The sequence below is a fragment of the Comamonas sp. MYb69 genome (genome assembly GCF_037479315.1).
GTDB lineage: Bacteria > Pseudomonadota > Gammaproteobacteria > Burkholderiales > Burkholderiaceae_C > Comamonas.
Genome location: NZ_JBBGZG010000002.1, coordinates 371,227 through 395,905, shown reverse-complemented (window position 1 = coordinate 395,905; position 24,679 = coordinate 371,227). Strand labels below are relative to the sequence as shown.

Sequence of the window (24,679 nt, the reverse complement as noted above, 5' to 3'; positions counted from 1 at the left end):
CATGTCCAAGCAACCTACTTTCCCGAGCTACCAAGCGGGCTCGGGCTGGAATACCTTGCTCCCCAAAAGGCAAGCCAAGACCCAGGCGCCCAGCGAGCGGCACTTTGATGCCATCGTCATCGGCGCCGGCGTCACCGGCCTGGCCGCCGCCCGGCGCATCGCCGAGCTCGAGCCCCAGGCCCGCGTGCTGCTGGTCGATGCCAGCACCGTGGGCGACGGCGCCTCGGGCCGCAACTCGGGCTTTTTGATCAACCTGCCGCACAACACCGGCATGTCCGGCCACGGCAGCCCCATCGAGGTGGCGCGCAAGCAGATAGCGCTCTACAACACGGGTCTGGCCTGGCTCAAATCGCTGATCGACCAGCACCAGATCGACTGCGGCTGGAACCCTGTCGGCAAGTACCACGCGGCCGCCACGCCCGACGGCGCAGCCCGCCTCAAAAGCACGCTCCAGCAGTACCAGGACTGGGGCGTCGCCTACACCGAGCTGGGGCGCGATGCCTTGCAGCAGCAGCTGGGCACCACGCACTACCACTACGGCTACCACTCGGACAACAACGTCTTTGTGCAGCCCGCCGCCCTGGTGCGTGGCCTGGCCGACAGCCTGCCGGCCAATGTGCAGCTCTGGGAGGGCGAGCCCGTGCTGTCGCTGCACGAGGGCAAGCCCCACCGCGTGCGTACCGCTACCGCCGAGCTGAGCGCCCCGCGCATCGTCATCGCCAACAACGGCTTTGCCCGCAAGCTCGGCTTTGCGCGTGACCGCGTGTTCACCATCTACACCTACGCGGGTCTCACCGAGCCGCTGGACGATGAGGAACTGCACAAACTGGGCCCCGCGCCGGAATGGGGCGTGATCCCCGCCAACCGCCTGGGCACCACCTTGCGCAAGGTCGCGGGCGGGCGCTTTATGGTGCGCAGCTCGTACTCGTACGACAGCGAAGAGCCGCTCGCCCAGGTGCGCCAAGCGCTGCAGGGCTGCTACCAGATGCGCTACCCGCAGATGCGCACGCATGCGCTGCCGCTGGTCTGGGGCGGTGTCACCGCCCTCACCCGCAACGGCGCGCTCTACTTTGGCCAGGTGGGCGATGGCCTCTACATCTCCATCGGCTGCAATGGCGCGGGCATGCTCAAGGGCAGCATGTTCGGCAAGCTGCTCGGCGAGATGGCCTGCGGCCAGCAGTCGCCCCAGCTGGCCGATGCGCTCGGCTTTGAGCGCCCCAGTTGGCTGCCGCCCGAGCCGCTGCGCCGCATCGCCGTGGTCAGCACCATCCAGTACCAGAAATACAAGGCCGGCATTGAGCGCTGATGCGCGCTGATGAATGCCAGCTTGCGCCATCACCCAGGAGAACAGCAGATGACTACCACCAACACCATCACCCGCATCGGCGGCAACCACCGCATGTCCCAGGTCGTGCGCCACGACCACACCTTGTACCTGGCCGGCCAGGTCGCTGACCAGGCCGATGCGGGCATCAGCGGCCAGACCGAAGAAGTGCTTGCCAAGATTGACCGCCTGCTGGCCGAGCATGGCAGCCACAAGGAGCGCATCCTGAGCTGCCAGATCTACCTGGCCGATATGCGCCATTTCGCCGAGATGAATGCGGTCTGGGACCAGTGGGTCGCCGCTGGCCATGCACCGGCCCGCGCAACGGTGGAAGCGCGCCTGGCCAGCCCGGCCAAGCTGATCGAGATTTGCGTGGTGGCCAGCACGGCCGCTTGATGCCGCCTGCATGGCGCAGGCCATTGATGAGCCCCGCTCATGATGGCGTGCCATGCTGACCATCTAGTCATCACGGGGCTACATACCTACATTGATAGGCATGAACTCTGCTACCCACACCCCCATCCCCACCCGCCCACTCGGCCGCAGCGGCCTGCAGGTCTCCGCCCTCGGCCTGGGCTGCATGGGCCTGAGCTTTGGCTATGGCCCGGGGCTCAGCCGCAGCGCAGGCGTGCAGCTGATCCGCGATGCCGCAGCGCGTGGCGTCACCTTTTTTGACACGGCCGAGGCCTATGGGGCCCTGAACGAAGAGATGGTTGGCGAAGCGCTGGCGCCGGTGCGCAACCAGGTGGTGATTGCCACCAAGTTTGGCTTCAAGGATGGTGACTCCCAAGCCGGGCTCGACAGCCGGCCCGAGCGCATCCGAGCGGTGGTCCATACCTCGCTGCAGCGCCTGCGCACGGACCATATCGATCTGCTCTACCAGCACCGCGTCGATCCTGCCGTGCCGATGGAAGAGGTAGCCGGTGCCGTCAAAGAGCTGATTGCTGAGGGCAAGGTGCGCTACTTTGGCCTGTCCGAAGCGGGCGTCGATTCGATCCGCCGCGCCCATGCGGTGCAGCCAGTGGCAGCCTTGCAAAGCGAGTATTCGCTGTGGTGGCGCGAGCCCGAGCAAGCCACCTTGCCACTGCTCGAAGAGCTGGGCATCGGCTTTGTGCCTTTCAGCCCGCTGGGAAAGGGCTTTTTGACCGGAGCGATCCAGGCAGACACCGCCTTCAGCCCGGATGATTTTCGCCATATCGTGCCGCGCTTTAGCACCGAGGCGCGCCAGGCCAACCAGGCGCTGGTCGATGCGCTGGGCAGCATGGCCCAGGCCAAGGGCATCACCTTGGCGCAGGTGGCCCTGGCCTGGCTGCTGGCCCGCAAGCCCTGGATAGTGCCCATCCCCGGCACCACCAAGCTGCACCGGCTGGAAGAGAACCTGGCTGCCACCCAAGTCGTTCTGGACAGCACCGACCTGCAGCGCATCAGCGAGGCACTGGACCGCATTGCGATTGAAGGTGCGCGCTACCCCGCCCATCTGGCCAGCCGGGTCAGCCGCTGAGGCCTGCGGCCATCGCCCCCACTGGCGCGTGCAGGTGCAACACCCCAGGGGCCCATGCCAGCGCTGCGCTCAGGCGGCCATCAACAGCCATATGCAGCGAGCCACCCAGATATACACCGCCCATCCATGGGCGGAATGTGCTGCAGCCAGCATTGCGCACCCCCTGCAGGTCAAAAACGACGACTTCCTCTCTCGCCTTGCGAATCAAATGCGCAGGCATTGCAATGCGTTGCAACCCCATTTTCATGACCTATATCAAGAATATTTGATAGCAAGATTTTGACAATGTTTGACAAAAGTGAATAATCACATGCATTCAGAAAATTGACTCCAGACATCTACACAAGTCCATGTTTTTATGAGGTATTTCTAACGCCATAAGTTTGGTATAGTAATTTTTTCATCTCTTATAACTATGATAAAAAACCTCATCATAAATTCAAATACTAAATGAGGTGAGAGCATGAAACTAGGAAAACTGTTGGCGGGGATGGTGGTTGCCGTGCCGGCGATCGTGCTGGCGCAGGCCAATATTGAAAATGGCACCTTGCGGGTGGGAGTGCGCAACGATGGCTCGCTGATGCCCCAGGAAATATCGCCGCTGACGGGCATTACCTATTTGACGAGTGGTGCCGATGGGCTGACACCAGGGTGCTTCTGCGAGGCCTGGGGCGTTGCCGATGCCCTGAGCAATACGTCGGGCTATACCGGCGCCGATGTCGGTATTCAAGGGATTACGTCAGAGTCTTTCAGCGCTACGGCCACCACCGCTACCGCCGTGGCCAATGCCTTCAATACCTTCCGCGTGACCCATGCTTTTGCGCCTTCTTCGGCCACCAGCAATATTTACGAAGTCAAGGTCACGATCGAGAACATCTCGTCCGCACCAGTCGAAGCCCTGTATGGCCGCGCAATGGACTGGGATGTGTTCCCCACCCAGTTCAGCGAATACACGACCATCCAGCGCGGCAGCAGCACGGCGCTGGTCTTCTCCAGCGACAACGGTTTTCACAACGCAGACCCTTTGAACCCCGACGCTGGCATTCTGTTTACCAACCAGGATATTGAGGACAGTGGCCCCGAGGACCACGGCGCGCACTTCCGCTTCAACTTTGGCACCATTGCTCCCGGCGCCAAGGTGGAGTTCACCATTGGCTATGGCGCAGCGGGCAACCAGGTCGATGCGCTGGCAGCCTTGGCCGCCTTTGGCTCCGAGGCCTATTCGCTGGGCAAACCTAGCCAGAATCCGCCCGGAACCCCCAGCACCGATGGCACGCCCAACACCTTTATCTTTGCCTTCAAGGGCATTGGCGGGGTGCAGCTGATTGGGGTGGACGCCGTCAATGACACCGCTCCCGCCATTACCCGCCCCAACAGCGGCACGGTCACCGCCGTCAATGTGCTGGCCAATGACACGGTCGATGCGGCGCCCGCCACCACCAGCAATGTGGCCCTGACGCCCGTGGGCACCTGGCCCACCGGCATCACCGTCACGCCCGATGGCAATGTGCTGATTGGCGCGGCCGCCACGCCCGGTGCCTACACGGTGAGCTACCAGATCTGCAGCACCGTGCAGGCCACGCAATGCGATACGGCCACCGTCACCTTGGAGGTGACTGCCCCCGTGGTCGTCGTGCCCAAGGCCGTGCCGGTCGGCCACCCACTGGCGCTGGCGGGCCTGGGTTTGCTGCTGGTCGGCCTTGCCCGCCGAAAACTGGTCTGAGCCTGCGGCTTATCGCAGCCTAGCAAGACCCAGGGTGCGCTGCACGGCCACCCTGCCCTATCCATATCGATGCCCCGTGGCCTGCGCCAGGGGCATTTTTATCACTGGTACCCAGTGCGCCGCCGCCGCTACGGCGCCCTGGCGCAGGCACAAAAAAGCCGGGGCAGCTGCCCCGGCGGTTTGGCGTATCGGCGCTCAGGAGCCCGGTGGAGTGGCCCACCCAGCCCCTGCTGCCGCGCAGTGGCTTAGTGCATTCAGCGCTGGCGGCGGCGCAGCGTGGCAGCGCCCAGCAGCATCAGCGACAGCACCACCAGCGCCCATTGCTGCAGCGTGGGCACGGCAGCGGGCACGGCCGGCACCGTGCGCACAAGGGTGTTGACAAAGGACGCCGTGTTGCCGGTGGGGCCGGTCACCAAGCCCACTTCTGCCGGCAGCGTCTCACTCCAGACGTAGTCTGCAGGGGCCGCTGGCATGGTGGGCGTTTGTTCTACCGTGCAGTTGGCGCCCATGGGCACATTGGTGATGGCAATGGCGCCAGCGCTGCTGCCGCTCAGGTTCACCGTGGCGCTAAAGCTGCCATCGGCGCCGCAGTTGGCGGTATAGCCAAAGCTGCCGCTGATGCCCGCTGCCGGGCCACCGGTCACGGCGGTGCTGATGGTGATGTCGGTATTGGCGCGTGCCAAGGTGTTGACCAGCAGCGCGTTGTTGGCCGCTGGCGGCGCTGCCATCGCGACGGAGACGCTGGGCGCCGGGTCTTCCACCCAGATATGGTTGGCGGGGGGCGTGGGGCGTGTGCCCTCGGTCACCACGCAGCTGCCGCTGGCGATCACCGGCGTGATGGTGACACTGCCGGTCTTAGGCGTATCCAGCGTGATCGAGGTGTCGATCGCGGGCAAGGCCAGCCCATCGCTGCCGGTGCAGACCACCGAGACGGGGAAGCTGCTGCCGGTCAAATCCACCGGCGTGATGTTGGCCGGCCAGACCACTTGCTTGGCGATGGAGAGCTGCGCGGGCTGGCAGGTCAGTGTGGCCGTCGCTGGCGTGTTGACCTGGCCAATCGGCGAGACAAAGTCCGTGCCCGGCGTGATGGTGTTGGTCAGCAGCGGGGTGTCCGTGCAAGCCTGGCGGCCAGCATCGGTGTTGGGCCAGACCACCGGCACCGTGATGCTGCAGCCGCCGGGCGGAATCGTCACACCGCTGCTGCGGATGACATTGGCGCCAGCGACGGCACTGAGGCTGCCGCCCGTGCAGGTATTGCCGACGGTGCCGGCTCCCACCACCAAAGGCGCGGGCAGGTTGTCGGTCATATCGGCATTGATGATGGGGTCGCGCGTGCCATTGGACAGATCGATCGTCAGGACGGTGCTGTTGTCGCTACCGCCCAGGTAGATATCGCTTTTGTCAAAGCTTTTGCTGACCTTGGGTAGGCCGCAGGCGCCGGTCTCGGAGGTCGCGGCACCGAGAAAGGCGGGAGCGATTTTGCCTCGGTTGGCCGTCCATGACTGGTACTGGGCAAAATTAACGAATGGGGAAACGTCCACCACAGCAAACACGCAAGCGCCGAGTCCGTTGTTGGATTGAAACGTGGGGATCAACAACCCATAAACGTTGTTCGTAGGTGCTGCGCCTGGAGGAGGAAAACGGGAAGGAGGCGTTCCCTGCGCCAAATAAAGTGCGTTATCCGCTGGCACATTATTGATGTAAGAAACAACTCCTCCGGCAAATGGATCCAAGCCTGCGAAGGTCGCTGCAAATGGGGAATTCGTATTGAGGGGGAACTGCGAGTCAACGGAAGTCGTCCCCACTGAAAAAGCTGAGCCTGTTCCTGCATTCAAGGCAGCCGCCATATTTCTCGCGTTCCCCCCATTCTGCGCTTCGCAACACCCATCCACAAAGAACACGATGGAATTAGCCCAGCGATTAGCAACGGCGCTTTGTAGCATCGTCCAATTTGTTGCATCAATAGGGCTATAAGAACTTGCAACAATCACAATGTCATAAGGGGCGCCAGAAGGCGAAGTAAAAGTGGCCTGCGAAATGGCATTGGCATTGCCCAGCACCTGCAAGAGCGTGAGATCACTAGGATTGGCTAACTGCGACGAAAACTCACTTTGTACGTTGTTGAAAGCAGCAATCGCATCTGCTCGTTCTGCATTGGCACCCGTGACATTGGTCGTCAACAACAGCACCTTTTGTGCCCAGGCCTGCTGTGCACCCGCGCTTAGCAACAAAGCCGCCAGGCATAGCCTGAAAAAATGGGGGAAATTTTTCATTTCGTCCTCTCTTTACTTGTCCATCTAAAAAACAGATCTGCAACGCAAACCGATGGACCGCCTCGCGGGCGGCTGTTGCGGCCGGCCGTGGCAAGCGCCTGCTGTTACGCGGCCCTGATGGCGCACAAGGGCCGCAAGGAGGCGACCTTGCGCTGCAGAGATATCGTGTGAAATGGCATCATACATACACAAAAGCTATTGAGAAAATCTACTAATCGATCAAATGCAATCTATTGCAATTGTATTGTTAATTGATTAAAAGCATTGACAGCAGCTTGTGGGGTTTGGAGGTGGTCGCGCGCACCATCCGGCCCAGCGCCTGCACAGGGGGAGCTACCGGCTCAGCGGGCACAGGCTGCACCGCTGCAGAGGGGCTTAGCCAAGCCTTGCCAAGCCTGCAAGGCCACCTGCATTCGCACACCTGCTTGTCAAGCAGCCATCAAAAACCGAGGCAAAGGGGGATGCCTCGGTGTCTTCGCTCGTCTTGTGGGCGGCTAGCGGTAGCAAGGGCCTACGGCCTGCAGCCAAGCCAGCTGGCAGCGGCTTGGGGCAGTCAGCGTTGGCGGCGGCGCAGCGTGGCAGCACCCAGCAGCATCAGCGACAGCACCACCAGCGCCCATAGCTGCAGCGTGGGTACGGCAGCAGGCACCAGCGGCGCCGTGCGCACGAGGGTGTTGACAAAGGAGGCCGTATTGCCGCCATCGCCCGTCAGCAGGCTCACCGGGGCGGGCAAGCTGGTACTCCAGGCGTAGCCGGCCGGAGCGGCGGGCAAGATCGGATCCTCGCTTACGGTGCAGCTGGCCCCCTGGGGCACACCGGTGATGGCCATGGCACCGGCATTGCTGCCGCTCAAGGTGACAGCCGTTGTGAAGCTGCCATCTGTGCCGCAGTGGGCGCTAAAGCTAAAGCTGCCGCTGATGCCCGCTGCCGGGCCACCGGTCACGGCGGTGCTGATGGTGATATCGGTGTTGGCGCGGGCCAAGGTGTTGACCAGCAGCGCATGGTTGGCCGCAGGCGGCGCTGCCATGGGGACGGACACGCTGGGCGCCGGGTCTTCCATCCAGATATGGTTGGCGGGGGGCGCGGGGCGCGCGCCCTCGGTCACCACGCAGCTGCCGCTGGCGATCACCGGCGTGACGGTGACACTGCCGGTTTTGGGCGTATCCAGCGTGATCGAGGTGTCGATCGCGGGCAAGGCCAGCCCATCGCTGCCGGTGCAGACCACCGAGACGGGGAAGCTGCTGCCCGTCAGATCCACGGGCGCGACGTTGGCGGGCCAGACCACCTGCTTGGAGATGGCAAGCTGCGCGGCATGGCAGGCGAGGCTTGCGGTCGCTGGCGTATTGACCTGGCCGGTGGGCGAGACAAAGTCGGTACCCGGCGTGATGGTGTTGGTCACCGACGGGGTGCTGATGCATGCCTGGCGGCCGGCATCGGTGTTGGGCCATTGCACGGGCACGGTGATGCTGCAACCGCCACCAGGAATGGTCATGCCACTATCGCGGATGATGTCCGAGCCTGGCACGGCACTGAACCTGCCAGCGGTGCAGGTGTTGCTCACGGCGCCCGGTGCCACCACCAGGGGGGCAGGCAGTTTGTCGCTCAGCGTCACGTTGCTGACGGCCTGCGATGCGCTGTTGGACAGCGTGATCGTCAACAGTGCGGTGTTGTCACCGCCACCCAGAGAGAGGTCCGTTTTGTCAAAGCTTTTGCTGACCTTGAGCAGGCCGCAGGCGCTCGCCCCGGATGTGGCAGCGTGAAGGAAGGCGCGGCCCACCTTGCCTTGGTTTTCCACCCAGGTTGGGTAGCTTGACTCTATATCGATGAACGGAGAAACATCCACCACCGCGAACACACAGGCCCCCATGCCTTGGTTGGATTGGGAGGTGGGGATCAGCAGCCCATAAACATGATCGATAAGGGAGTTGCCTGCCGGTGGCAAATTTCCTGGCAACGTGCCCGCTGCCAAATACAGCGCGTTGTTGGCCGGCACCTGGTTGATATAGGTGATTTCGCCCCCGGCAAAGGGATTGAGTCCCGCAAATGAAGGCGCAAAAGGCGAGTTGGTATTGAGTGGAAACCTGGCAAAGCCGGCAATGGAACCTCCAAGCGAGAAAGCAGTTCCTGCGCTGCTATTGAGCGTCGTGACCAGTTGCTGCGCATTGCCTCCGTTCTGGGCCTCACAACACGCATCCACAAAAAACAGGATGGAGTTGGCCCAGCGGTTAGCCACGGCACTTTGTAGCACCGCCCAGTTTGTTGCATCAACAGGTCTGTACGTACTGGCAACAATCACGATGTCATAGGGCGTACCGGCTGCAGCAGTGAAGCTGGCTTGCGACAGGGCATTGGCATTGCCCAATACCGACAAACGGGTCAAGTCGCTGGGATTGGAGAGCTGTGCGGAAAACTCGCTTTGGAGGTTGTTGTAAGCAGTAATGGCATCTGCTGCCTCTGCATTGGCCCCTGAGATATTGGTCGTCAGCAGCAGCACCTTTTGTGCCCAGGCCTGCTGCGCACCGGCACACAGCAAGAAAGCGGCCATGCACAGCCTGAAAAAGTTTGAGAGACTTTGCATCTTTTCCTCCTATTGGCGAGGCAGTGAAAGAGACAAACGCAGCAGAGAACCTCTGCATTCCCTTGCCCATTGCGTTTGAGACGTCCCGACATGCCGCATCACCGGTTGGAGCGCCCTGCCAGCCTTGGTCGCTGCTTTCCACGGCAGAGATACCGCTGAGTCGCAGCATCCGCCTGCATGAAAACCACCGTTGCAGGGAGCCTCTTCAGCCCCATGGGATGGACATGAATCGCCCAAGCCCGCGTTCAGACCCAGGGCCCCAAGGCACGCCATGGCGATGGCAATAAAGATAAATGATGTCCATTAATAAACAAAGTACGATTACATTTTTATATTATTCTCATTGCTTGCAGCGGTTGGTTGATGCTGCTGGCATCGCATTGCGAGGCCGGCGTTGGTTGCCGTCGTGCCGAGAACATGCCCGATGCCGCCGCAGCGGGGCCAGCCAGAGCACCCGGTGCCTGGAGCAGCGGCTTTTGCCCATGTCGGGCGGGTGGAACAAAGCTAGGGATATACCCGTGTGCTCGCAGAAAAACCTGAGGCAAATCAACACCGCCTTGCCCGATCCGTGCTGCTTGTCCATCAACCTATGGACAGACAGCGCTGCATAGCCACAGCAGACTGGTTGGCATGGGCGCAGACGCTGTGGCAAGGGCCGGGCTTGGCTTGGCAGGCAGCCGCGTTGGCGTGAATGAACACCATGGATGGACTACCGAGGAGCACCAAAGCGATGGCAAAACCTTTTGCATCATCGGCCGACATGACGGCCAAAACCGAGACGCTGGAGATCCTGGGCGACGGGGTCTATGCGCTGACCGCGCAAGGCGACCCGAATGTGGGCGCGATCGAGGGCGAGGACTTTATTGTCGCGATCGAGGCGCGCGCCACACCAGCGGCAGCGCGTGACTGGCTGCGCACGCTGCGGGCCCACACGCAAAAACCGATCAAATACCTGGTGCTGACGCACTACCATGCCGTGCGCGTGCTGGGCGCATCGGCCTTTGAGGTCGAGCACATCATCAGCAGCGACGTGACCCGCCAGCTGATCGAGGAACGCGGCGAGCAGGACTGGGCCAGCGAATACGGCCGCATGCCGCGCCTGTTCAAGGAGTTCGAGGGCATTCCGGGGCTGACCCGGCCGACCCAGACCTTTGCCACCCGCCACGAGATCGAACTGGGAGGCGAGCGGGGCAAGCTGGAGCTGCAGTTCAACGGCCGGGGCCATACGGCGGGCGACATCGTGGTCTGGCACGACAAGAGCAAAACCCTGTTTGCGGGCGATCTGGTGGAGGCCGAAGCGGCCTTGTACACGGGCGATGCCCACCACTTTGAATGGGCCGGCGCAACGCTGGACCAGCTCAAGCAGTACCGCGCGCAGAACCTGGTCGGCGGCCGGGGCGCGGTGGCCCGGGGCGAAGCGGCATGCGACGCGGCCATCGAGCAGACGCGCGCGTTCCTCCAGGGCATGATCGACCAGGTGGGCCCGGTATTCCGGCGCGGCGGCACGCTCAAGGAGGCTTTTGAGGCCACCCACCAGGCATTGGCGCCCCAGTTTGGCCGCTGGCCTATTTTTGAGCACTGCCTGCCGTTCAATGTGCAGCGCCTGTGGGACGAGTTCGACGGCATCAGCTGGCCGCGCATCTGGACGGCCGAGCGCGACCGGGACGTCTGGGCCCAGCTGCAAGGGTGAGCGCCATGGCAGCGAGCACGATGCATTCCGTGGCGCAGGCGCGCAGTGCCGCCGCGCCGCCCGCCCCCCCGCAGCAGCGGGGCATTCCGGTGTGGCGCCATATCGGGGCCACGCCGGCACCCAGCCGCCAGCCGCCGCGCGCCAGCGTGGTCATCGCCGGGGCCGGGCCCGTGGGGCTGGCCATGGCGCTGGACCTGGCCCAGCGCGGCCATGCGGTCGTGGTCATCAGCCGGCTGGACTTTGTGCCGGGGGGCTCCAAGGCGATCTGCTTTTCCAAGCGCTCGCTCGATATCTTCGAGCGCCTGGGACTGGGCCAGCCACTGCTGGACAAGGGCGTGACCTGGAATGTGGGCAAGGTGTTTTGGGGCGCGCGCGCCGAGCCCATCTACCAGTTCGACATGCTGCCCATCAAGGACCAGCAGTACCCGGGCTTTATCAATATCCAGCAGTACTACGTCGAAGAGGCCTTGCTCGATGCGCTGCGCGCACTGCCCAATGTGCAGCTGCGCCTGGGCCAGCAGATCGAGTCTCTGCAGATCCTGGAAGACCATGTGCGGCTGGGCGTGCAGGCAGGCGCGCAGCATTACACCCAGGAGGCCGACTGGCTCATCGCCTGCGACGGCAGCAAGTCGACGCTGCGCGGCCTGATGGGGCTGGACTTCAACGGCCGGGTGTTTGAGGAGAACTTTCTCATCGCCGACATCCGCATGCCCGAGGAGCGCCCTGCCGAGCGCTGGTTCTGGTTTGACCCACCGTTCAACCCGGGCCAGTCGGCGCTGATGCACCGCCAGCCCGATGGGCTGTGGCGGCTGGATTTTCAGCTCGGCTGGGGCATTGACCGCGAGGCCTGCGTCCAGCCCGAGAACGTGGAGCGCTATGTGCGCGCGATGCTGGGGCCCGGGGTGCCGTTCAGCAAGGAGTGGTACAGCGTCTACACCTTCCAGTGCCGGCGCATGGCGCGTTTTGTCCATGGCCGCGTGCTGTTTGCCGGCGACAGTGCCCACCTGGTGTCGCCCTTTGGCGCGCGCGGCTGCAATGGCGGCCTGGCCGATGTCGACAACCTGGGCTGGAAGCTCGACCGGGTGCTGCGCGGGGCCTCAGGGCAGGCGCTGCTGGAGAGCTACAACGACGAGGCCATTGCGATGGCCGATGAGAACATTCTGCATTCGAGCCGCTCCACCGACTTCCTCACGCCCAAGAGCACCGCGAGCCGGGCCTTGCGCGACGCGGTGCTGGAGCTGGCAGCACGCGAAGCCTGGGCCCGGCCCTTTGTCAATTCAGGCAGGCTCTCCACCGCCATCCCCTGCCCGCACAGCCCGCTCAACACCGCCGATGACCAGCCCTGGGAGGGCGGCCTGTGCCCCGGCTCGCCAGCGGTGGATGCGCCACTGGCGGGGCATTGGCTGCTGCCGCGCCTGGGCGGGCGCTTTGTGCTGCTGGCCCACCAGTGGCACGAGGCCGTACCCGCAGGCGTGGCGCTGCTCGATATTGCCGCGCTGGGCGACACGGCCCTGCTCCAGGCGCGCTACGCGCTGGCGCCGGGCTGCGGCTACCTGATCCGCCCGGACCAGTATGTAGCCGCGCGCTTTCAGGCGCCGGTCGCGGCCAGCGTCTTGCACGCAGCACTGGATACCGCTTGCGCCTGCGACAGCGCCAGCACTGGTGCCGCCCCGCTGCCCAACCGATTCACCCCTGCCACAGGAGCACGGCCATGACCCGCCTGATCCGCCACCCCAACCTGGAGCGCGTCGATGATATTTACCAGCAACTGTTGCAGATGCACGAGGGCCTGGACGAGGCCCAAAGCCTGCAGGCCAGTGCCAGGCTGATCTTGCTGCTGGCCAACCATATTGGCGACAGCAGCGTGGTGCTCAGCGCCATCGCACTGGCCAGCTCGGCTGCGGGCGAAGCGGCAGATTGACCGCGCCCCGGGGCCTTCGTTTGGCTCGGTGGCCCGATGGCTCGTTGGCCCGGTGGCCCGGTGGCCTGTTCGCAAGCCACCACGCCAGCGCCAGCCAGCAAATAGGGCATAGACCCACCTTATAAAAGGAGACAAGCACATGGGGAATTCATCGATCAGCAGCCTGCCCGCGTCGCAGGCAGGCACCACCACCCCGGATGAACGCCGGGTGCTCACCGCCACCTTGGTCGGCACGGCCATCGAATGGTATGACTACTTCATCTACGCACAGATGGCCGGCCTGGTGCTGGGCACCTTGTTCTTTGGGCCTTTGGCCCAGCACAACCCGGCCATGGCGCAGATCATTTCCTTTGCCACCATCGGCATCTCGTTCTTGTTCCGGCCGCTGGGTGCGGTCGTCTGCGGCTCGCTGGGAGACCGGCTGGGCCGCAAGGCCGTGCTGGTGATGACCCTGGTGCTGATGGGGGGCGCGACGATGCTCATCGGCCTGCTGCCCACCTATGCCCAGATTGGGGTATGGGCCCCCATCTTGCTGGTTGTGCTGCGCGTGGTGCAGGGCTTTTCTGCCGGCGGTGAATGGGGCGGCGCGGCGCTGATGGCGGTGGAACACGCCCCGCGCCACCGGCGCAGCTTTTTCGGCTCCTTTCCGCAGATCGGGGTGCCCATTGGCCTGCTGCTGGCCACCCTGGTGCTCAGCATCCTGACCTCGTCCATGTCCAACGCGCAGTTCATGGCCTGGGGCTGGCGCATTCCGTTCCTGCTGTCGATTGTGCTGATCGGGGTCGGCACCTTGATTCGCCGCAGCGTGGGCGAGTCGCCGATCTTTGAGCAGATGCATGCCCGCAAGGCGGCGTCATCCACCCCGCTGCGCAGCCTGTTCCGCCACCACGGCGGCACCGTGCTGCGCACCGCGCTGATCTTTGTCGGCAACAACGCCGCTGGCTACTTGCTCATTGCGTTCTTTGTGGCCTATGGCCGCAACAAGCTGGGCCTGTCGGCCACGCCACTGCTGATGGTGACCATGGCCGCCTCGCTGAGCTGGCTGGTGTTCACGCTGGTGGGCGGCATCCTGGGCGACCGCTGGGGGCGGGTGCGCACCTTCCAGATCGGCTATGTGCTGCTGGCCCTGTGGGCGGTGCCGATGTGGTGGCTGGTCGATTCGGGCAGCCTGGGCCTGTTCTTTGTGGCGCTGGCGCTGCTGAGCATTCCGCTGGGCCTCACCTATGGCCCGCAGGCCGCGCTCTATGCAGAGATGTTCCCGGCCCATGTGCGCTACTCGGGCGTGTCGGTGGGCTATGCACTGGGCACCATCCTGGGCGGGGCCTTTGCCGCATCCATTGCGCAGTGGCTTATCACCAGCTACGGCCAGTCCACCTACATTGGCATCTATATCATGGGGCTGGCCCTGCTGTCGCTGGTTGCCGTCAGCACCACGCGGGAGCGCATGGGCGTCGATCTCAAGCAGTAGCGGGTGCCAGCGGGGCAGCGCCCCGCGATGGCCCGCGTTGTGCCACGATGCCACCCACAACAACCAAGAAGGCTGCCCAGGCCGCAGCAAGGAGTCGCCACCATGCAAGCGTTGATGTTCGATCCCTCGATGGGGCAGTCGCTGCTCGATGCGGCGCTGTCGCCCGATTTTGCGCAAACGCTGCTGGGCGCCTCGCGCGGCCTTGACCAGGTGGAGGAAATCTTCGCCTACCAGGTCGATGCAGCGGGCGGTGTGCATGAGGTGCTGGCCGCAGGCGAGCGCCGGGGCATTGCCGAGCGGACAGGCGCCTACGCCCGGCGCTTCCATGCGATGGACCCGGTGCTGCAGGCCCAGTCCTTGCGGGGCAAGCGCAGCGGGGCGTTCTCTCAGCAGGTGCGGGCCTGCCACCTGCCCTCGGGCGAGTACCGCGAACTGTGTTTTGAGCAACCGGGCTTTGTCGACAAGCTCAGCTTCACCTGGGGTGATGCATCGCAGCGCCTGCTGATCCTGAGCTTTTACCGGGGCCTGCATGTGCAGTCCGCCAGCCCCAGCCCGCAGCTGGCCGCCCTGGGGCAGCTGGCGATGGTGGCCTTGCATGCCCGGGTCCGCGCATCGGCTGCCCTCACGCGGCCGCAAGCCGATGCCCAGGCGGTGCTGCTGGCGCGCCTGGAGCGCAGCTTTCCGTCCCTGACCACACGCGAGCGCTTGGTCATTGCGCGCTCCTTGCTGGGCGACAGCGCCCAGGACATTGGCGAGGCGCTGTCCATCAGCCCAGCGACCGTGCACACCTACCGGCTGCGGGCGTACCAACGTTTCCGGTTTCGCCGGGCCAGCGATTTTCTGCCCGGGCTGCTGAATTAGCGCCAGCGGTCGTCAAAGCCGCTGGGGCGCTCGCAGCGGCAGCGCGCTTGCGCAACAAGCGGGCCTTGGCGCACAAGGGCAGCCAACCAACAGGCGTAAAAAAACCGGGGCATCAAGCCCCGGTTTTGCTGTTTGTAGTCACCCGGCCAGCAGTGCGGAGTGGCCCGCGCTGCTGGATGGCGGGTTTAGCGCTTGCGCAGTTGCAGGCTGGCGCCGGCGGCCAGCAGCAGCGCCAGCAGCAGCAGGGCTACGCGGCTGTCCACCGGCACGGGCGTTGGCGTGCCCGTTTGTGCCTTGACCAGGCTGTTGCTCACCGTCACCGGCACATTGCTGTTGGCGGCGATGGTCACCGGGCCGCCTTCCACGGTTGGCGCATCCCACTGGTAGCCAGCCGGTGCTTCAGGCAAGGTTTGCGCAATCGTGCACTCCGCGCCGGCTTGGGCACCGGTGATGGTGCCGGTCGCGCTGGCCGGTGGCGACACGATGGTCACGCTGTGGGTGGTTCCTGCCGTGGGCAGGTTGCAGGTGGCGGTCACGACAAAGCTGAAGGGACCGGTCACGCCATCGGGGAGGGTGGTGTTCAGGTTCACCAGGATCTCGCCGGTCTGCCCGGTCAGTGCATTGGTCACACCGACTGCCGCCGCGCCGGTGCTGGGCACCACGACGGGTGCGGGCACCGACGGAGCCGCCCACTCGTAGTTGGCAGGCGCCGTTGGCAGCGGCTGGTCTTCCGTCACCGCGCAGTTGGCACCGGCTGGCACATTGGCGATCGTCACCTTGGTGTTGGTCGGGTAGTCGGCCAAGGTCGCGGTGTAGACCGAGCCAGCGCTAGGCAGGTCGCAGGTGGCGGTAAAGCCAAAGCTGAAGGGGCCCGTCACGCCGCTGGGCAGCGCCAGGGTCTTGGTCACTTCAATACCCGCTTGCTGGCGCACCAGGGTGCTGGCCATCGTCGCGGCAATGTCGCTGTTGGCAGGCACCGTGACGTTGACATTGGCAGCCGCAGGGCCCCAGCTGAAGTTGGCGGGTGCCGTGGGCAGCGGGCCTTCGGCCACCACACACTGCGCGCCAGCGGGCACATTGGCAATGGTGGCCGATGTCGCGGTCGGGTAGCTCAGGCTCGCAGGGAACACCGTGCCGGCGCTGGGCAGATTGCAGGTGGCCGTGTACGTGAAGTTGAACGGACCGGTCACACCATTGGGCAGCGTCAGCGTCTTGTTGATGGTGATCATGCCGAACTGCTGGACCAGCGTATTCGTCACACCCACCGACGCCACACCCGCGCTGGGCACCGTCACCGCCGCAGGCACGCTCGGGGCGCCCCACTCGTAGCCGCTAGGCGCCGCCGGCAGCGGGGTGTTTTCCGCCACCGCGCAGCTCGCACCCGAGGGGATGCCAGGGATCGTCACCCGCGTGTTGGTCGGGTAGTTGGCCAAGGTCGCGGTGTAGGTCGAGCCGGCGCTGGGCAGGTTGCAGGTGGCGGTAAAGCCAAAGCTGAAGGGTCCCGTCACACCGCTGGGCAGCGCCAGGGTCTTGGTCACTTCAATACCGGCGGTCAAGCGCACCAGGCTGCTGGCCATCGTCACCGGGGCCGAGGCATTCAAAGGCACGGTCACCGGCACATTGGCTGCCGCAGGGCCCCAGCTGTAGTTCTCAGGGGCTGCAGGCAAGGGGCCTTCGGCCACCACACACTGCGCACCTGCAGGCACATTGGCAATGGTCACTGCAGTCGCCGTCGGGTAGCCCGTCAACGTACCGGAGTACACCGAGCCAGCGCTGGGCAGGTCACAGGTCGCCGTGTAGCTGAAGTTGAACGGACCGGGCACATCGGCCGGCAACACCAGATCCTTGGTGATCGTGATGCTGCCCAGCAGCGCATTGAGCGTATTGGTCACGGTCACGGCCACATCGCCGTTGGCAGCAATCACCACGGGCGCAGGCGCCGAGGGGGCCGCCCATTCGTACGAGGCAGGGGCCGTGGGCAGGGGGGTGTCTTCGGTCACCGTGCAGTTGGCAGTCGCGGGCACCTCGTCAATCGTCACCGAGGTGTTGCCCGGGTAGCCGATCAAGGTCGCAGGGTAGCTAAAGCCAGCGGTGGGCAGGTCACAGGTTGCGGTAAACGCAAAGTCAAAAGGACCGGTCACACCAGCGGGCAGCACCAGCGCCTTGTTGATGGTCAGGCTGCCCTGCTGGCGCTCGGCAAACAGGTAGTCCACCGCCGCCCCACCCGTGGGCACCACGATGCCGCTGATGCTGCGGTCCACCGCCGTGCCGGACGCGGTGCCATTGACGGTACCAGGGGTGGCACCGACGGCCAGCCACTGCGCACCGGGGGCGATGCTCAAGGTCCAGGAGCCGCTGGCAAGACCAGGGAAGTTGGGCTGGCCATCGACCGTGGCGCCCGGCGCAAAGCTGTACACGCCCGAGGCGTCGGTCACCGCGCTATGCGTTTCACCTGCCGTGCACGCAGGGCCGGCATCGCAGGTCAGCGTGGCCGTGATGCCCGCCACGCCGGCTTCACCGGCGTCCAGCGTGTTGTTCATGTTCAGGTCGTTGAACACCAGACCCGTCAGGCTGGCAGCCGCCTGGCCACGCAGCTCGACCTGGCCGCTGGCCGCCAGCACCAGTCCGTTCGGGATCTGTTCGCGGCCATATACGTCGTTGTACAGCTCGGTGGTGGGCGCCAGCGGCGAGAGGCTGCGCATCGTCAGGTTGGCAATACCGCTGTAACCCGGCTGCAGTGCCGAGCTGGTGCTAAAGCGCAGCGCCGTCACGCCCGCGGGGAAGGCACCGCCGGCGTAGGCCGTCCAGGGCACGCCGGTGGCCGCATCTTCGTTATCGAGGATGTTGAGGAGCGCATTGCGCACGTCGGCAGCGGGCATCGTCGTGTACTCGATGGCTATCGTGCCCTGACCAGAGCCGCCCATGGCCGCCGTGGCGCTGACCATTTGCAGCGGGCCCAGGCCCGTGGTGCCACGGTCGTCGCCATCAAAGGCAGCACATCGACCAGGCGCAGCTGGGCCTTGGCCGTGCTGGTGGCATTGCCAAACGAGATCGCATAGGTAAAGGGCTCGCCGGCGGTGATGCGGGTGACCGGGTTGGCGGGGTCGCTGGTGTCAACCGTGCCGCCACTGACCAGTGCCTTGCTCATCTGGAAGCCAGCAACGCCCGAGACCGTGGTGCTGACCCGCTCATTGCGGTCTTGCAGCAAGGCGGCCGGCACGATATTGGGCACACCGGTGTAATCGGCAAAGCTCAGGTCATTGTTGGCTGCGACCAGGCCCACCAGCGGGTAGGTGCCCACCGGAGAGATATAGGCCGCCTGGGCCTGGAAGGTGATGGCCGGGTGGGCCGTGGCATGGCCCTGGTACGGGGCCGGGCCCACCGCGCCACCGGGTGCGGCCAGGTCACCCAGGTTCAGCACCAGCTTGGCGGGCGCGCCATCATCGGCCGTACCAGGCAGGCCGTCGCCGCCCAGATCGGCAGGCGTGAGCACATAGGTTGCTCCGGGCGGCAAAGACGGCGCAATCGAGCTTTCCAGCGGCTGGATGTAGGTGTTGGGGAAATCGATGGTGATCTGCACATTGCGTGAGACGCCATTGACCCCGGGCGTGGTCGCGCCAATGGTGGTGGGCGTGACGCTGATCGGGAAAATATCGCCGGGCGAGACGCTGCCGGGCAGCGCAATGCTGTGCCGCACCAGCGCAGAGGCCGCCTGCACATAGCCGCCACCGTTGGCACCAACGGTGCTGCTGTTGCCGTCAAAGGTGGAGTACACGCGCCCGCTGGCCGCCGTGAAGTACTGGGAGAACCAGGGCAGTGGTGCATCATCGGCCAGCGCCAGCGAGGTGGCGCTGCTGCTGCGCTGCAGCGGCAGCACCAGACCCAGCGTTTGGCCAGGCGTCAGATTGGGGATGTACGCGTAGCGCACGCTGGTGATGGTATTGGGCGGCAGCGATGCGTAGTTGCTGGTCCACAGCGGATTGCCATCACCGGCGACCCCGCAGTTGGCCGCGCGGCGCGCCGCATCATCGGCATAGGGCTGGGCCGAGTACTCCATCACCATATTGGCGGCTGCCACATCGGGCGACAGCAGGTTGGTCGGCTGGTAGAAGATCGCCAGGTTGCTCAGCTTCAGGCTGGCGGCCGCACGCAGCTCCAGCAAGGCCGGGTTCCAGGCGACGCAGGATTGCGCATCGGTGGCAGGGTCTTCGGAGGTCGGCCGGTTGCCCACGCCCATCAGCGCATTAAAGGCCTGGCCGGGCACCACCTTCTCAAAGTTCTGGGTGTAGCCATGGCCATCGCCGTAGATCAGGTTGACGTTGTCATACACCGCGCCGCCGCTGATGGCCAGCTGCAGGGTTTGGGTACGGCTGACCGTTGCAAAGACACAGGTTTGTGTGCCGTTCGCGCCAGCCGGGCAGACATAGCCGGGCTGGTAGCCCGGCGCTGGCACCGCATTGGACTGACCGCCCAGGCCCAGTGGTGCAAAGTTGACCAGCTGCGCCGTGATGGGGCTGTTCTGGCCTGCCGGGAAGTTCGGGATCTCGGGCACACCAATCAGCACCGTCAGCAAAGCCGTGCTTCGCCATGCAGCATCGAGCCCACCGACCGCTGCGGCATCGAGGAAATGCGTGGTGGGGTTGGCGATCTGTACCGTGATATCGGTGCCGGGTCCGCCAGGCTGGCTACAGGTAGCGCCAGCGGGGCAGGTACGGACTACCGCGCCCGTTTGGACCTTGATGGTGACGGACACCGGGTTTTGCAGCGCCTCATAGCCCTTGAAGTTGCCACTGGCGGGCAGCAAGGCGCCCAGGCTGATGGCCACCGGCATGCGCCGCTCCCACACATTGGAGCCTGGCGTGGTTTCCGCACGCAATATATTTGCAGCCTCCACACGCACGCGGGTGTCGGTTTTGGGGGTGGCAGATACGGTAACCGGCGCCGACGTGGCCGACGTGGCGCCGGAGGCGGCCGTCAATGCCACCGAGGCGCCATTGGCCACATTGCCCACCCAGCTGAGCACCTGGAACGATTCCACGCCCGCACTGCCAGGCTGGCGGTTGCAGGTCAGCACGGTTCTGGCTGCGTTCAAGCTGCCGCCGCCGGGGCCATTGCAGACGCTGGCAGCAGTGGCGGTGGCATCCCAGCGCATGCCCGCGGGCAAGGTCGCGGTGATCACGCCGTTGCTGGTGTCCGAGGCGTTGTAGCCGATGGTGTAGAGGACGGTGTCCTGGCTGCGCACGATGCCATTGGCAGGCCCGTTGTCATTGCCAGGGTTGTTGTTGGCGTCAAAGGGGCCGCTGCCATCGGCACTGACCACCGCGCTGGTGATGGTGATAGCGGCATGCGCCGGGCCGGCCAAGGCGCACAGCCCCGCCAGCGCCAACAGCGCCCTGCCGATAACCGCGCCGCGCAGGGCGCCTCCCGTGGGCCGGAGCGCCGGCCCTTGCGCCTCCCAGCGCGCACGATGCAAATAATTTTTTATCACATCAACTCCATTCATTGGAAATATAAATATGTACAGATTTTAATCACCGCTGCACCCAAACTAGCACCTCTTACAAGTGCTGGCATAAAAACCACTAATTTCTCCATAGTTTGAAAAAATTGACATTCATCCGATACAAACCCCACAAACCAGGGTTTACGTGGGTGCGTCCTGGCCGGCTTTTCGCTGCGCAGTTTTTTCCTGCTATGGCCCCGCAAACCCAGTACAGATAAGGGCTTCTGCCGCTGACATTCAACGTCGCGTTACCGCGATAACCCAGGACATTGCGTTAACAATTAGTCGCCAAATCGGTACCACGGTAGTTTTGATTTATTTCGTAACTATTGGTTTTTTATGCATGCAACCCACAGCATTTACCGTTTATCAGCACGCGCACAAAAACTACCATTTCTTGAAAAATTTGCTGTATTAGCAATGCTCTAGGCACCTGCAGACTTTCATAAGTTCTGATCAGCAAGGCATCAGATATGACTGGCTAGTTATTTAATTAATGTCTTTATCTATATGCTTTTGATTTGTTAACTTCTGACAACCAAGCGCTGTACCTGAGTGAGGCCACGGGGCTCTAAAACCCTGGAAATGCACCGCAAAAATCGCATCGGACGCTTGCCAGCTCAATGAACCGGAATGCGCCCCATGCGCTACGCAAAAACCCGCGCCCGCCCCGCCAAACCCTGTAGCTCCCAGGGTTTGGCCGCCTGCAGCCAAGGTATCGACAGCCTTTTTCCGCCCCCACGCCCAGCAGCAGCGCCAGTACAGAATGCGCAATCAACATAGCTGTTAATGATTTGATTCATTGATTTATTAGCATAAAGCTATAATTTAAACGCATGTGTCACCGCATGCCGCCCGGTCTCTACAGATGGCGGCCCAGACACGCGTTCTTCAGGTCTGCAGGCACCGGGTGGGGTACCGCCCAGCCATCGCCGGCCTGATTCCCCGTTTCATCCCGGGTGGTGAGGTCACCGCCCGCTTTGCGCTGCCGCTGCCTGCGGGTCGTACCGATCCGCCCCTCGCAGGCAGCGCAACCCGCCCCTTCTTTCTGCCATGTACCTCTTGATCATTGCTGTCAGCCTGTTGATGCTGAAAATCTATGAAATTCCACCGATAGATAGCTGGCCATGGCCCCATGTGCTGCTGCCCTCGTTGCTGGCCTTGCTGTGGAAGCTGTGGGCCGACTGGTCCGGCTACACACGCCGGCGCAGCCGGGCGCGGCGCGCCCGCAAGCAATCGGCCCGCTATGTGAAAGACAAGGACCTTTTCAAATTCAACGCGACCCGGTCCCGCGACAGATAAGAGCGGCCCACACCGCCCCGGCAAACCCACCCCGTGTTTGCCATGGAGACGAGAGGCGAGCCGCTGGCGGTGCCACAAGCACCGCCGGGCCTGGCTACCGGGCATGTGTGGGCCACTCAGCGCCGGCTGCATACCGCGCAAGGTATGCGCCATTCCCCCCACGCACTAGAAGAAGTATTTATGCTCACCTTGATTGGCTTAGCCATTGTTGTTGTCATCGTCGCCTTGCTGCTGAGCGAGAAGGTCTCGCCCGTGATCAGCATGGTGCTGGTGCCCCTTGCTGGCGCCCTGATCGCTGGCTTCAGTACCAGCGAGATCACCGGTTTCTACCGCCATGGCATCAGCTCCGTGGTGCAGGTGGTGACCATGTTCATCTTTGCCATTTTGTTTTTTGGCGTAATGAACGATGTGGGCCTGTTTGACCCGCTGATTCGCGCCATGGTGCGCATCACGCGCGGCAATGTGATTGCCGTGGCCGTGGGCACGGTGCTGATCTCAGCCATCGCTCAGCTCGACGGCGCAGGCGCCTCCACCTTCTTGCTGGTGGTGCCGCCTTTGCTGCCGCTGTACCAGCGGCTGAAGATGAGCCCCTACCTGCTGTTTTTGCTGCTGGCCGCCAGCGCCGGCGTGGTCAATATGCTGCCCTGGGGCGGGCCGGTGGGCCGCGTAGCGACCGTGCTGGAGATGGATGCCGTGGCGCTGTGGCGCGAGCTGGTGGTGGTGCAGGGCCTGGGCCTGGCCTTGCTGCTGGTGCTGGCGGTGTTTCTGGGCCTGCGCGAGCAGCGCCGCATCCGCCAGCAAGCGCTCAAGGCCGAGCTGGCGCAAGCCCTGCCTGCTGCGGCGTCCGGCTCTGTACCTGCACCGGTGGCCACATCGGCGCCCGCATCCGCTCACCCCAGCCATGTCGACGACTTGGCCGCTGCACTGCAGCCCCATGCCGCCACCGAACTGGCCATCCAGGCCGCTGCAGCCAAGGCGGCCGATGAAGCGCGCGCGCAGCTGCTGCGCCCCCGGCTGCGCTGGGTCAATGCGCTGGTGTTTTTGCTCACCTTGGCGGTGCTGGTGATGGGCGTGTTCCCGCCCGGCTATACCTTCATGATTGCGCTGTGCGTGGCCCTGGTCATCAACTACCCCCAGCCCAAGGTGCAGATCCAGCGCATCAATGCGCATGCGGGCGGCGCCATCATGATGGCCAGCATCATCTTGGCGGCCGGTACGTTCCTGGGCATCCTCAAGGAGTCGGGCATGCTCAACAGCATTGCGCGGGCCTTGGTCGATGTGCTGCCAGCCGTGCTGCTGCCCTATATGCACCTGGTCATTGGCGCGATCGGCATTCCGCTGGAGCTGGTGCTGAGCACCGATGCCTATTACTTTGCGCTGTTCCCGGTCGTCGAGCAGATCACGTCGCAGGCGGGGGTGCCATCCACCTCAGCAGCCTACGCAATGATCATCGGCAGCATCGTGGGCACCTTTGTCTCGCCGTTCTCGCCAGCGCTGTGGATGGGCCTGGGCCTGGCCAAGCTGTCGATGGGCCAGCATATCCGCTACTCGTTCTTCTGGATCTGGGGCTTGTCGCTGTCGCTGCTGGTGCTGACCTGGATGCTGGGCATCATCTGACCGGCACGGTGCCAGCCCTGCCCCAGGGCAGCGGCCGGCCGCGCAACACGGCGCTGGGCGGGCCTGGGCCAGCCACAGCGCCCGCTGCGCACCGTGCTAGCGGCGCAGCAGACGGACCGCTGCAGCGCGCGCAGGCGCGCTCTCCTCGGCCGGTGCCGGCCGCGCTTGCAGCGACTGCCGGAAATCGCGCGCATAGCCAAAGCTGGGCGCCGGGTGGCGCGCAGCAAACCAGAAGGTGGTGGCCGCTGCAATCTGCGGCCTGCAGTACCAATAGGCATGGCCATCACCGTCCATGGCCCACCAGCGCGCATCCTCTGGCGCCTGGCTCCAATCGATGCTTGAGAAATTCATAGTTGAGCTTGTAAAAAATAAAGGACATCCCCGCGCCGGCCGCCCGGCCCGTCGATGGGCCCGGTCTGCAGCACCAGCAGCGGAGTTTCGGAAATGCACCAGGGACCGCCCTTGCTGCAGCAACGCCGGCCCGGTCAAGACATGGCATTCGGCAAAGGGGCAGGCTGCTGCGGGCATGCACAGCGCATGGGCAGCATGGGGGCAGCAGGCTGCGGCAGACAGTGCGCTGGCCCAGGGCCAGGGAGGCGCTGAACGCCACCGGTCAAAACCGCCCTGTGGGCGGCACGCCAGCCTCGGGCCGATCTGTGCGAAAAAACCAACTTAAATAATATACTATATCTATCGTTAATAAATATCGATAAATTCAACAAATGTTAGGTGCGCCCACGATCTACCCCATGTGTGGCACAGTCGCTACCCATCGCGGCGTCAGCGCTTCGCCATTCATCGGTAAAAACACCGATAAAACAGAGGCGTTTTCGTAAAAATCTCCGGAACTTTTACGCTCCGGCCTGGTGCTATCCAGCTGCCATCGGCACCTGTTCCCAGCCATTTTTTTACGCATCT

General features: G+C 64.0%; 16 protein-coding genes. 11 read left to right on the top strand and 5 right to left on the bottom strand.

Features of this window, described 5'->3' with window-relative positions:
* Window position 1: 1 nt before the first annotated feature.
* From WH303_RS03875 to WH303_RS03860, 4 genes are all read left to right on the top strand, one after another.
* Window positions 2–1,306: an NAD(P)/FAD-dependent oxidoreductase gene (locus tag WH303_RS03875; RefSeq protein WP_339517072.1), complete on the top strand. Its 1,305-nt coding sequence runs from the start codon at window positions 2–4 to the stop codon at window positions 1,304–1,306.
* A gap of 48 nt (window positions 1,307–1,354) precedes the next feature.
* On the top strand, window positions 1,355–1,720 hold the full coding sequence (locus WH303_RS03870) for a RidA family protein (protein ID WP_339517071.1): 366 nt from the start codon (window positions 1,355–1,357) through the stop codon (window positions 1,718–1,720).
* Window positions 1,721–1,844: 124 nt separating this feature from the next.
* Window positions 1,845–2,825: an aldo/keto reductase gene (locus tag WH303_RS03865; protein WP_339517149.1), complete on the top strand. Its 981-nt coding sequence runs from the start codon at window positions 1,845–1,847 to the stop codon at window positions 2,823–2,825.
* 463 nt (window positions 2,826–3,288) lie between these two features.
* Window positions 3,289–4,548, top strand: a complete 1,260-nt coding sequence (locus WH303_RS03860; RefSeq protein ID WP_339517070.1) for a hypothetical protein — start codon at window positions 3,289–3,291, stop codon at window positions 4,546–4,548.
* A 254-nt stretch (window positions 4,549–4,802) separates the two neighbouring features.
* Here WH303_RS03860 and WH303_RS03855 read toward each other — a convergent pair whose 3' ends face one another.
* Both WH303_RS03855 and WH303_RS03850 read right to left on the bottom strand, forming a co-directional pair.
* Window positions 4,803–6,089 carry an IPTL-CTERM sorting domain-containing protein gene (locus WH303_RS03855; RefSeq protein ID WP_339517069.1) on the bottom strand — a complete coding sequence of 429 codons (1,287 nt, stop codon included), beginning with the start codon at window positions 6,087–6,089 and terminating at the stop codon, window positions 4,803–4,805.
* Window positions 6,090–7,374: 1,285 nt separating this feature from the next.
* On the bottom strand, window positions 7,375–9,399 hold the full coding sequence (locus WH303_RS03850; protein ID WP_339517068.1) for an IPTL-CTERM sorting domain-containing protein: 2,025 nt from the start codon (window positions 9,397–9,399) through the stop codon (window positions 7,375–7,377).
* 730 nt (window positions 9,400–10,129) lie between these two features.
* On the opposite strand from WH303_RS03850, the gene WH303_RS03845 reads away from it, so the two are divergent.
* The 5 genes from WH303_RS03845 to WH303_RS03825 all read left to right on the top strand — a co-directional run bounded on the left by WH303_RS03845 (window position 10,130) and on the right by WH303_RS03825 (window position 15,339).
* A complete protein-coding gene (locus WH303_RS03845) occupies window positions 10,130–11,089 on the top strand; it encodes an MBL fold metallo-hydrolase (protein WP_339517067.1) in 960 nt (319 codons plus the stop codon).
* 5 nt (window positions 11,090–11,094) lie between these two features.
* Window positions 11,095–12,804 (top strand): FAD-dependent oxidoreductase, encoded by a 1,710-nt coding sequence (locus tag WH303_RS03840; RefSeq protein ID WP_339517066.1) that lies wholly within the window; start codon window positions 11,095–11,097, stop codon window positions 12,802–12,804.
* The gene (locus WH303_RS03835; protein ID WP_339517065.1) at window positions 12,801–13,010 is read left to right on the top strand and encodes a DUF2783 domain-containing protein; all 210 of its coding nucleotides are present in this window, start codon (window positions 12,801–12,803) and stop codon (window positions 13,008–13,010) included. Before WH303_RS03840 ends, WH303_RS03835 begins: the two co-directional genes overlap by 4 nt.
* A gap of 139 nt (window positions 13,011–13,149) precedes the next feature.
* Complete coding sequence (locus WH303_RS03830; RefSeq protein ID WP_339517064.1) at window positions 13,150–14,478, top strand: MFS transporter; 1,329 nt, start codon at window positions 13,150–13,152, stop codon at window positions 14,476–14,478.
* A gap of 102 nt (window positions 14,479–14,580) precedes the next feature.
* The gene (locus tag WH303_RS03825) at window positions 14,581–15,339 is read left to right on the top strand and encodes a helix-turn-helix transcriptional regulator (protein WP_021024816.1); all 759 of its coding nucleotides are present in this window, start codon (window positions 14,581–14,583) and stop codon (window positions 15,337–15,339) included.
* 185 nt (window positions 15,340–15,524) lie between these two features.
* Here the strand turns inward: WH303_RS03825 and WH303_RS03820 are convergent, their stop codons facing one another.
* Window positions 15,525–18,263 (bottom strand): DUF5979 domain-containing protein, encoded by a 2,739-nt coding sequence (locus WH303_RS03820; protein WP_339517063.1) that lies wholly within the window; start codon window positions 18,261–18,263, stop codon window positions 15,525–15,527.
* Complete coding sequence (locus tag WH303_RS03815; protein WP_339517062.1) at window positions 18,236–20,827, bottom strand: hypothetical protein; 2,592 nt, start codon at window positions 20,825–20,827, stop codon at window positions 18,236–18,238. The genes WH303_RS03820 and WH303_RS03815 overlap by 28 nt, the downstream gene beginning before the upstream one ends.
* 1,068 nt (window positions 20,828–21,895) lie before the next feature.
* Between WH303_RS03815 and WH303_RS03810 the strand changes: the two genes are divergently transcribed.
* Together WH303_RS03810 and WH303_RS03805 are read left to right on the top strand one after the other, a co-directional pair.
* Complete coding sequence (locus WH303_RS03810) at window positions 21,896–22,144, top strand: TIGR04438 family Trp-rich protein (RefSeq protein ID WP_021024739.1); 249 nt, start codon at window positions 21,896–21,898, stop codon at window positions 22,142–22,144.
* A 180-nt stretch (window positions 22,145–22,324) separates the two neighbouring features.
* Window positions 22,325–23,761: a CitMHS family transporter gene (locus WH303_RS03805; RefSeq protein ID WP_339517061.1), complete on the top strand. Its 1,437-nt coding sequence runs from the start codon at window positions 22,325–22,327 to the stop codon at window positions 23,759–23,761.
* Window positions 23,762–23,857: 96 nt separating this feature from the next.
* On the opposite strand, the gene WH303_RS03800 is transcribed toward WH303_RS03805, so the two are convergent.
* Window positions 23,858–24,112, bottom strand: a complete 255-nt coding sequence (locus WH303_RS03800) for a hypothetical protein (protein ID WP_312988232.1) — start codon at window positions 24,110–24,112, stop codon at window positions 23,858–23,860.
* Between the last annotated feature and the right edge of the window lie 567 nt (window positions 24,113–24,679).

Excerpts from the sequence above, each read along its gene's own strand:
- WH303_RS03835 (WP_339517065.1), top strand. The coding sequence starts at position 12,801 with ATGACCCGCCTGATCCGCCACCCCAACCTGGAGCGCGTCGATGATATT.
- WH303_RS03845 (WP_339517067.1), top strand. The coding sequence starts at position 10,130 with ATGGCAAAACCTTTTGCATCATCGGCCGACATGACGGCCAAAACCGAG.
- WH303_RS03840 (WP_339517066.1), top strand. The coding sequence starts at position 11,095 with ATGGCAGCGAGCACGATGCATTCCGTGGCGCAGGCGCGCAGTGCCGCC.
- WH303_RS03875 (WP_339517072.1), top strand. The coding sequence starts at position 2 with ATGTCCAAGCAACCTACTTTCCCGAGCTACCAAGCGGGCTCGGGCTGG.
- WH303_RS03860 (WP_339517070.1), top strand. The coding sequence starts at position 3,289 with ATGAAACTAGGAAAACTGTTGGCGGGGATGGTGGTTGCCGTGCCGGCG.
- WH303_RS03820 (WP_339517063.1), bottom strand. The coding sequence starts at position 18,263 with ATGGGCGGCTCTGGTCAGGGCACGATAGCCATCGAGTACACGACGATG.
- WH303_RS03805 (WP_339517061.1), top strand. The coding sequence starts at position 22,325 with ATGCTCACCTTGATTGGCTTAGCCATTGTTGTTGTCATCGTCGCCTTG.
- WH303_RS03870 (WP_339517071.1), top strand. The coding sequence starts at position 1,355 with ATGACTACCACCAACACCATCACCCGCATCGGCGGCAACCACCGCATG.
- WH303_RS03800 (WP_312988232.1), bottom strand. The coding sequence starts at position 24,112 with ATGAATTTCTCAAGCATCGATTGGAGCCAGGCGCCAGAGGATGCGCGC.
- WH303_RS03850 (WP_339517068.1), bottom strand. The coding sequence starts at position 9,399 with ATGCAAAGTCTCTCAAACTTTTTCAGGCTGTGCATGGCCGCTTTCTTG.
- WH303_RS03830 (WP_339517064.1), top strand. The coding sequence starts at position 13,150 with ATGGGGAATTCATCGATCAGCAGCCTGCCCGCGTCGCAGGCAGGCACC.
- WH303_RS03825 (WP_021024816.1), top strand. The coding sequence starts at position 14,581 with ATGCAAGCGTTGATGTTCGATCCCTCGATGGGGCAGTCGCTGCTCGAT.
- WH303_RS03810 (WP_021024739.1), top strand. The coding sequence starts at position 21,896 with ATGTACCTCTTGATCATTGCTGTCAGCCTGTTGATGCTGAAAATCTAT.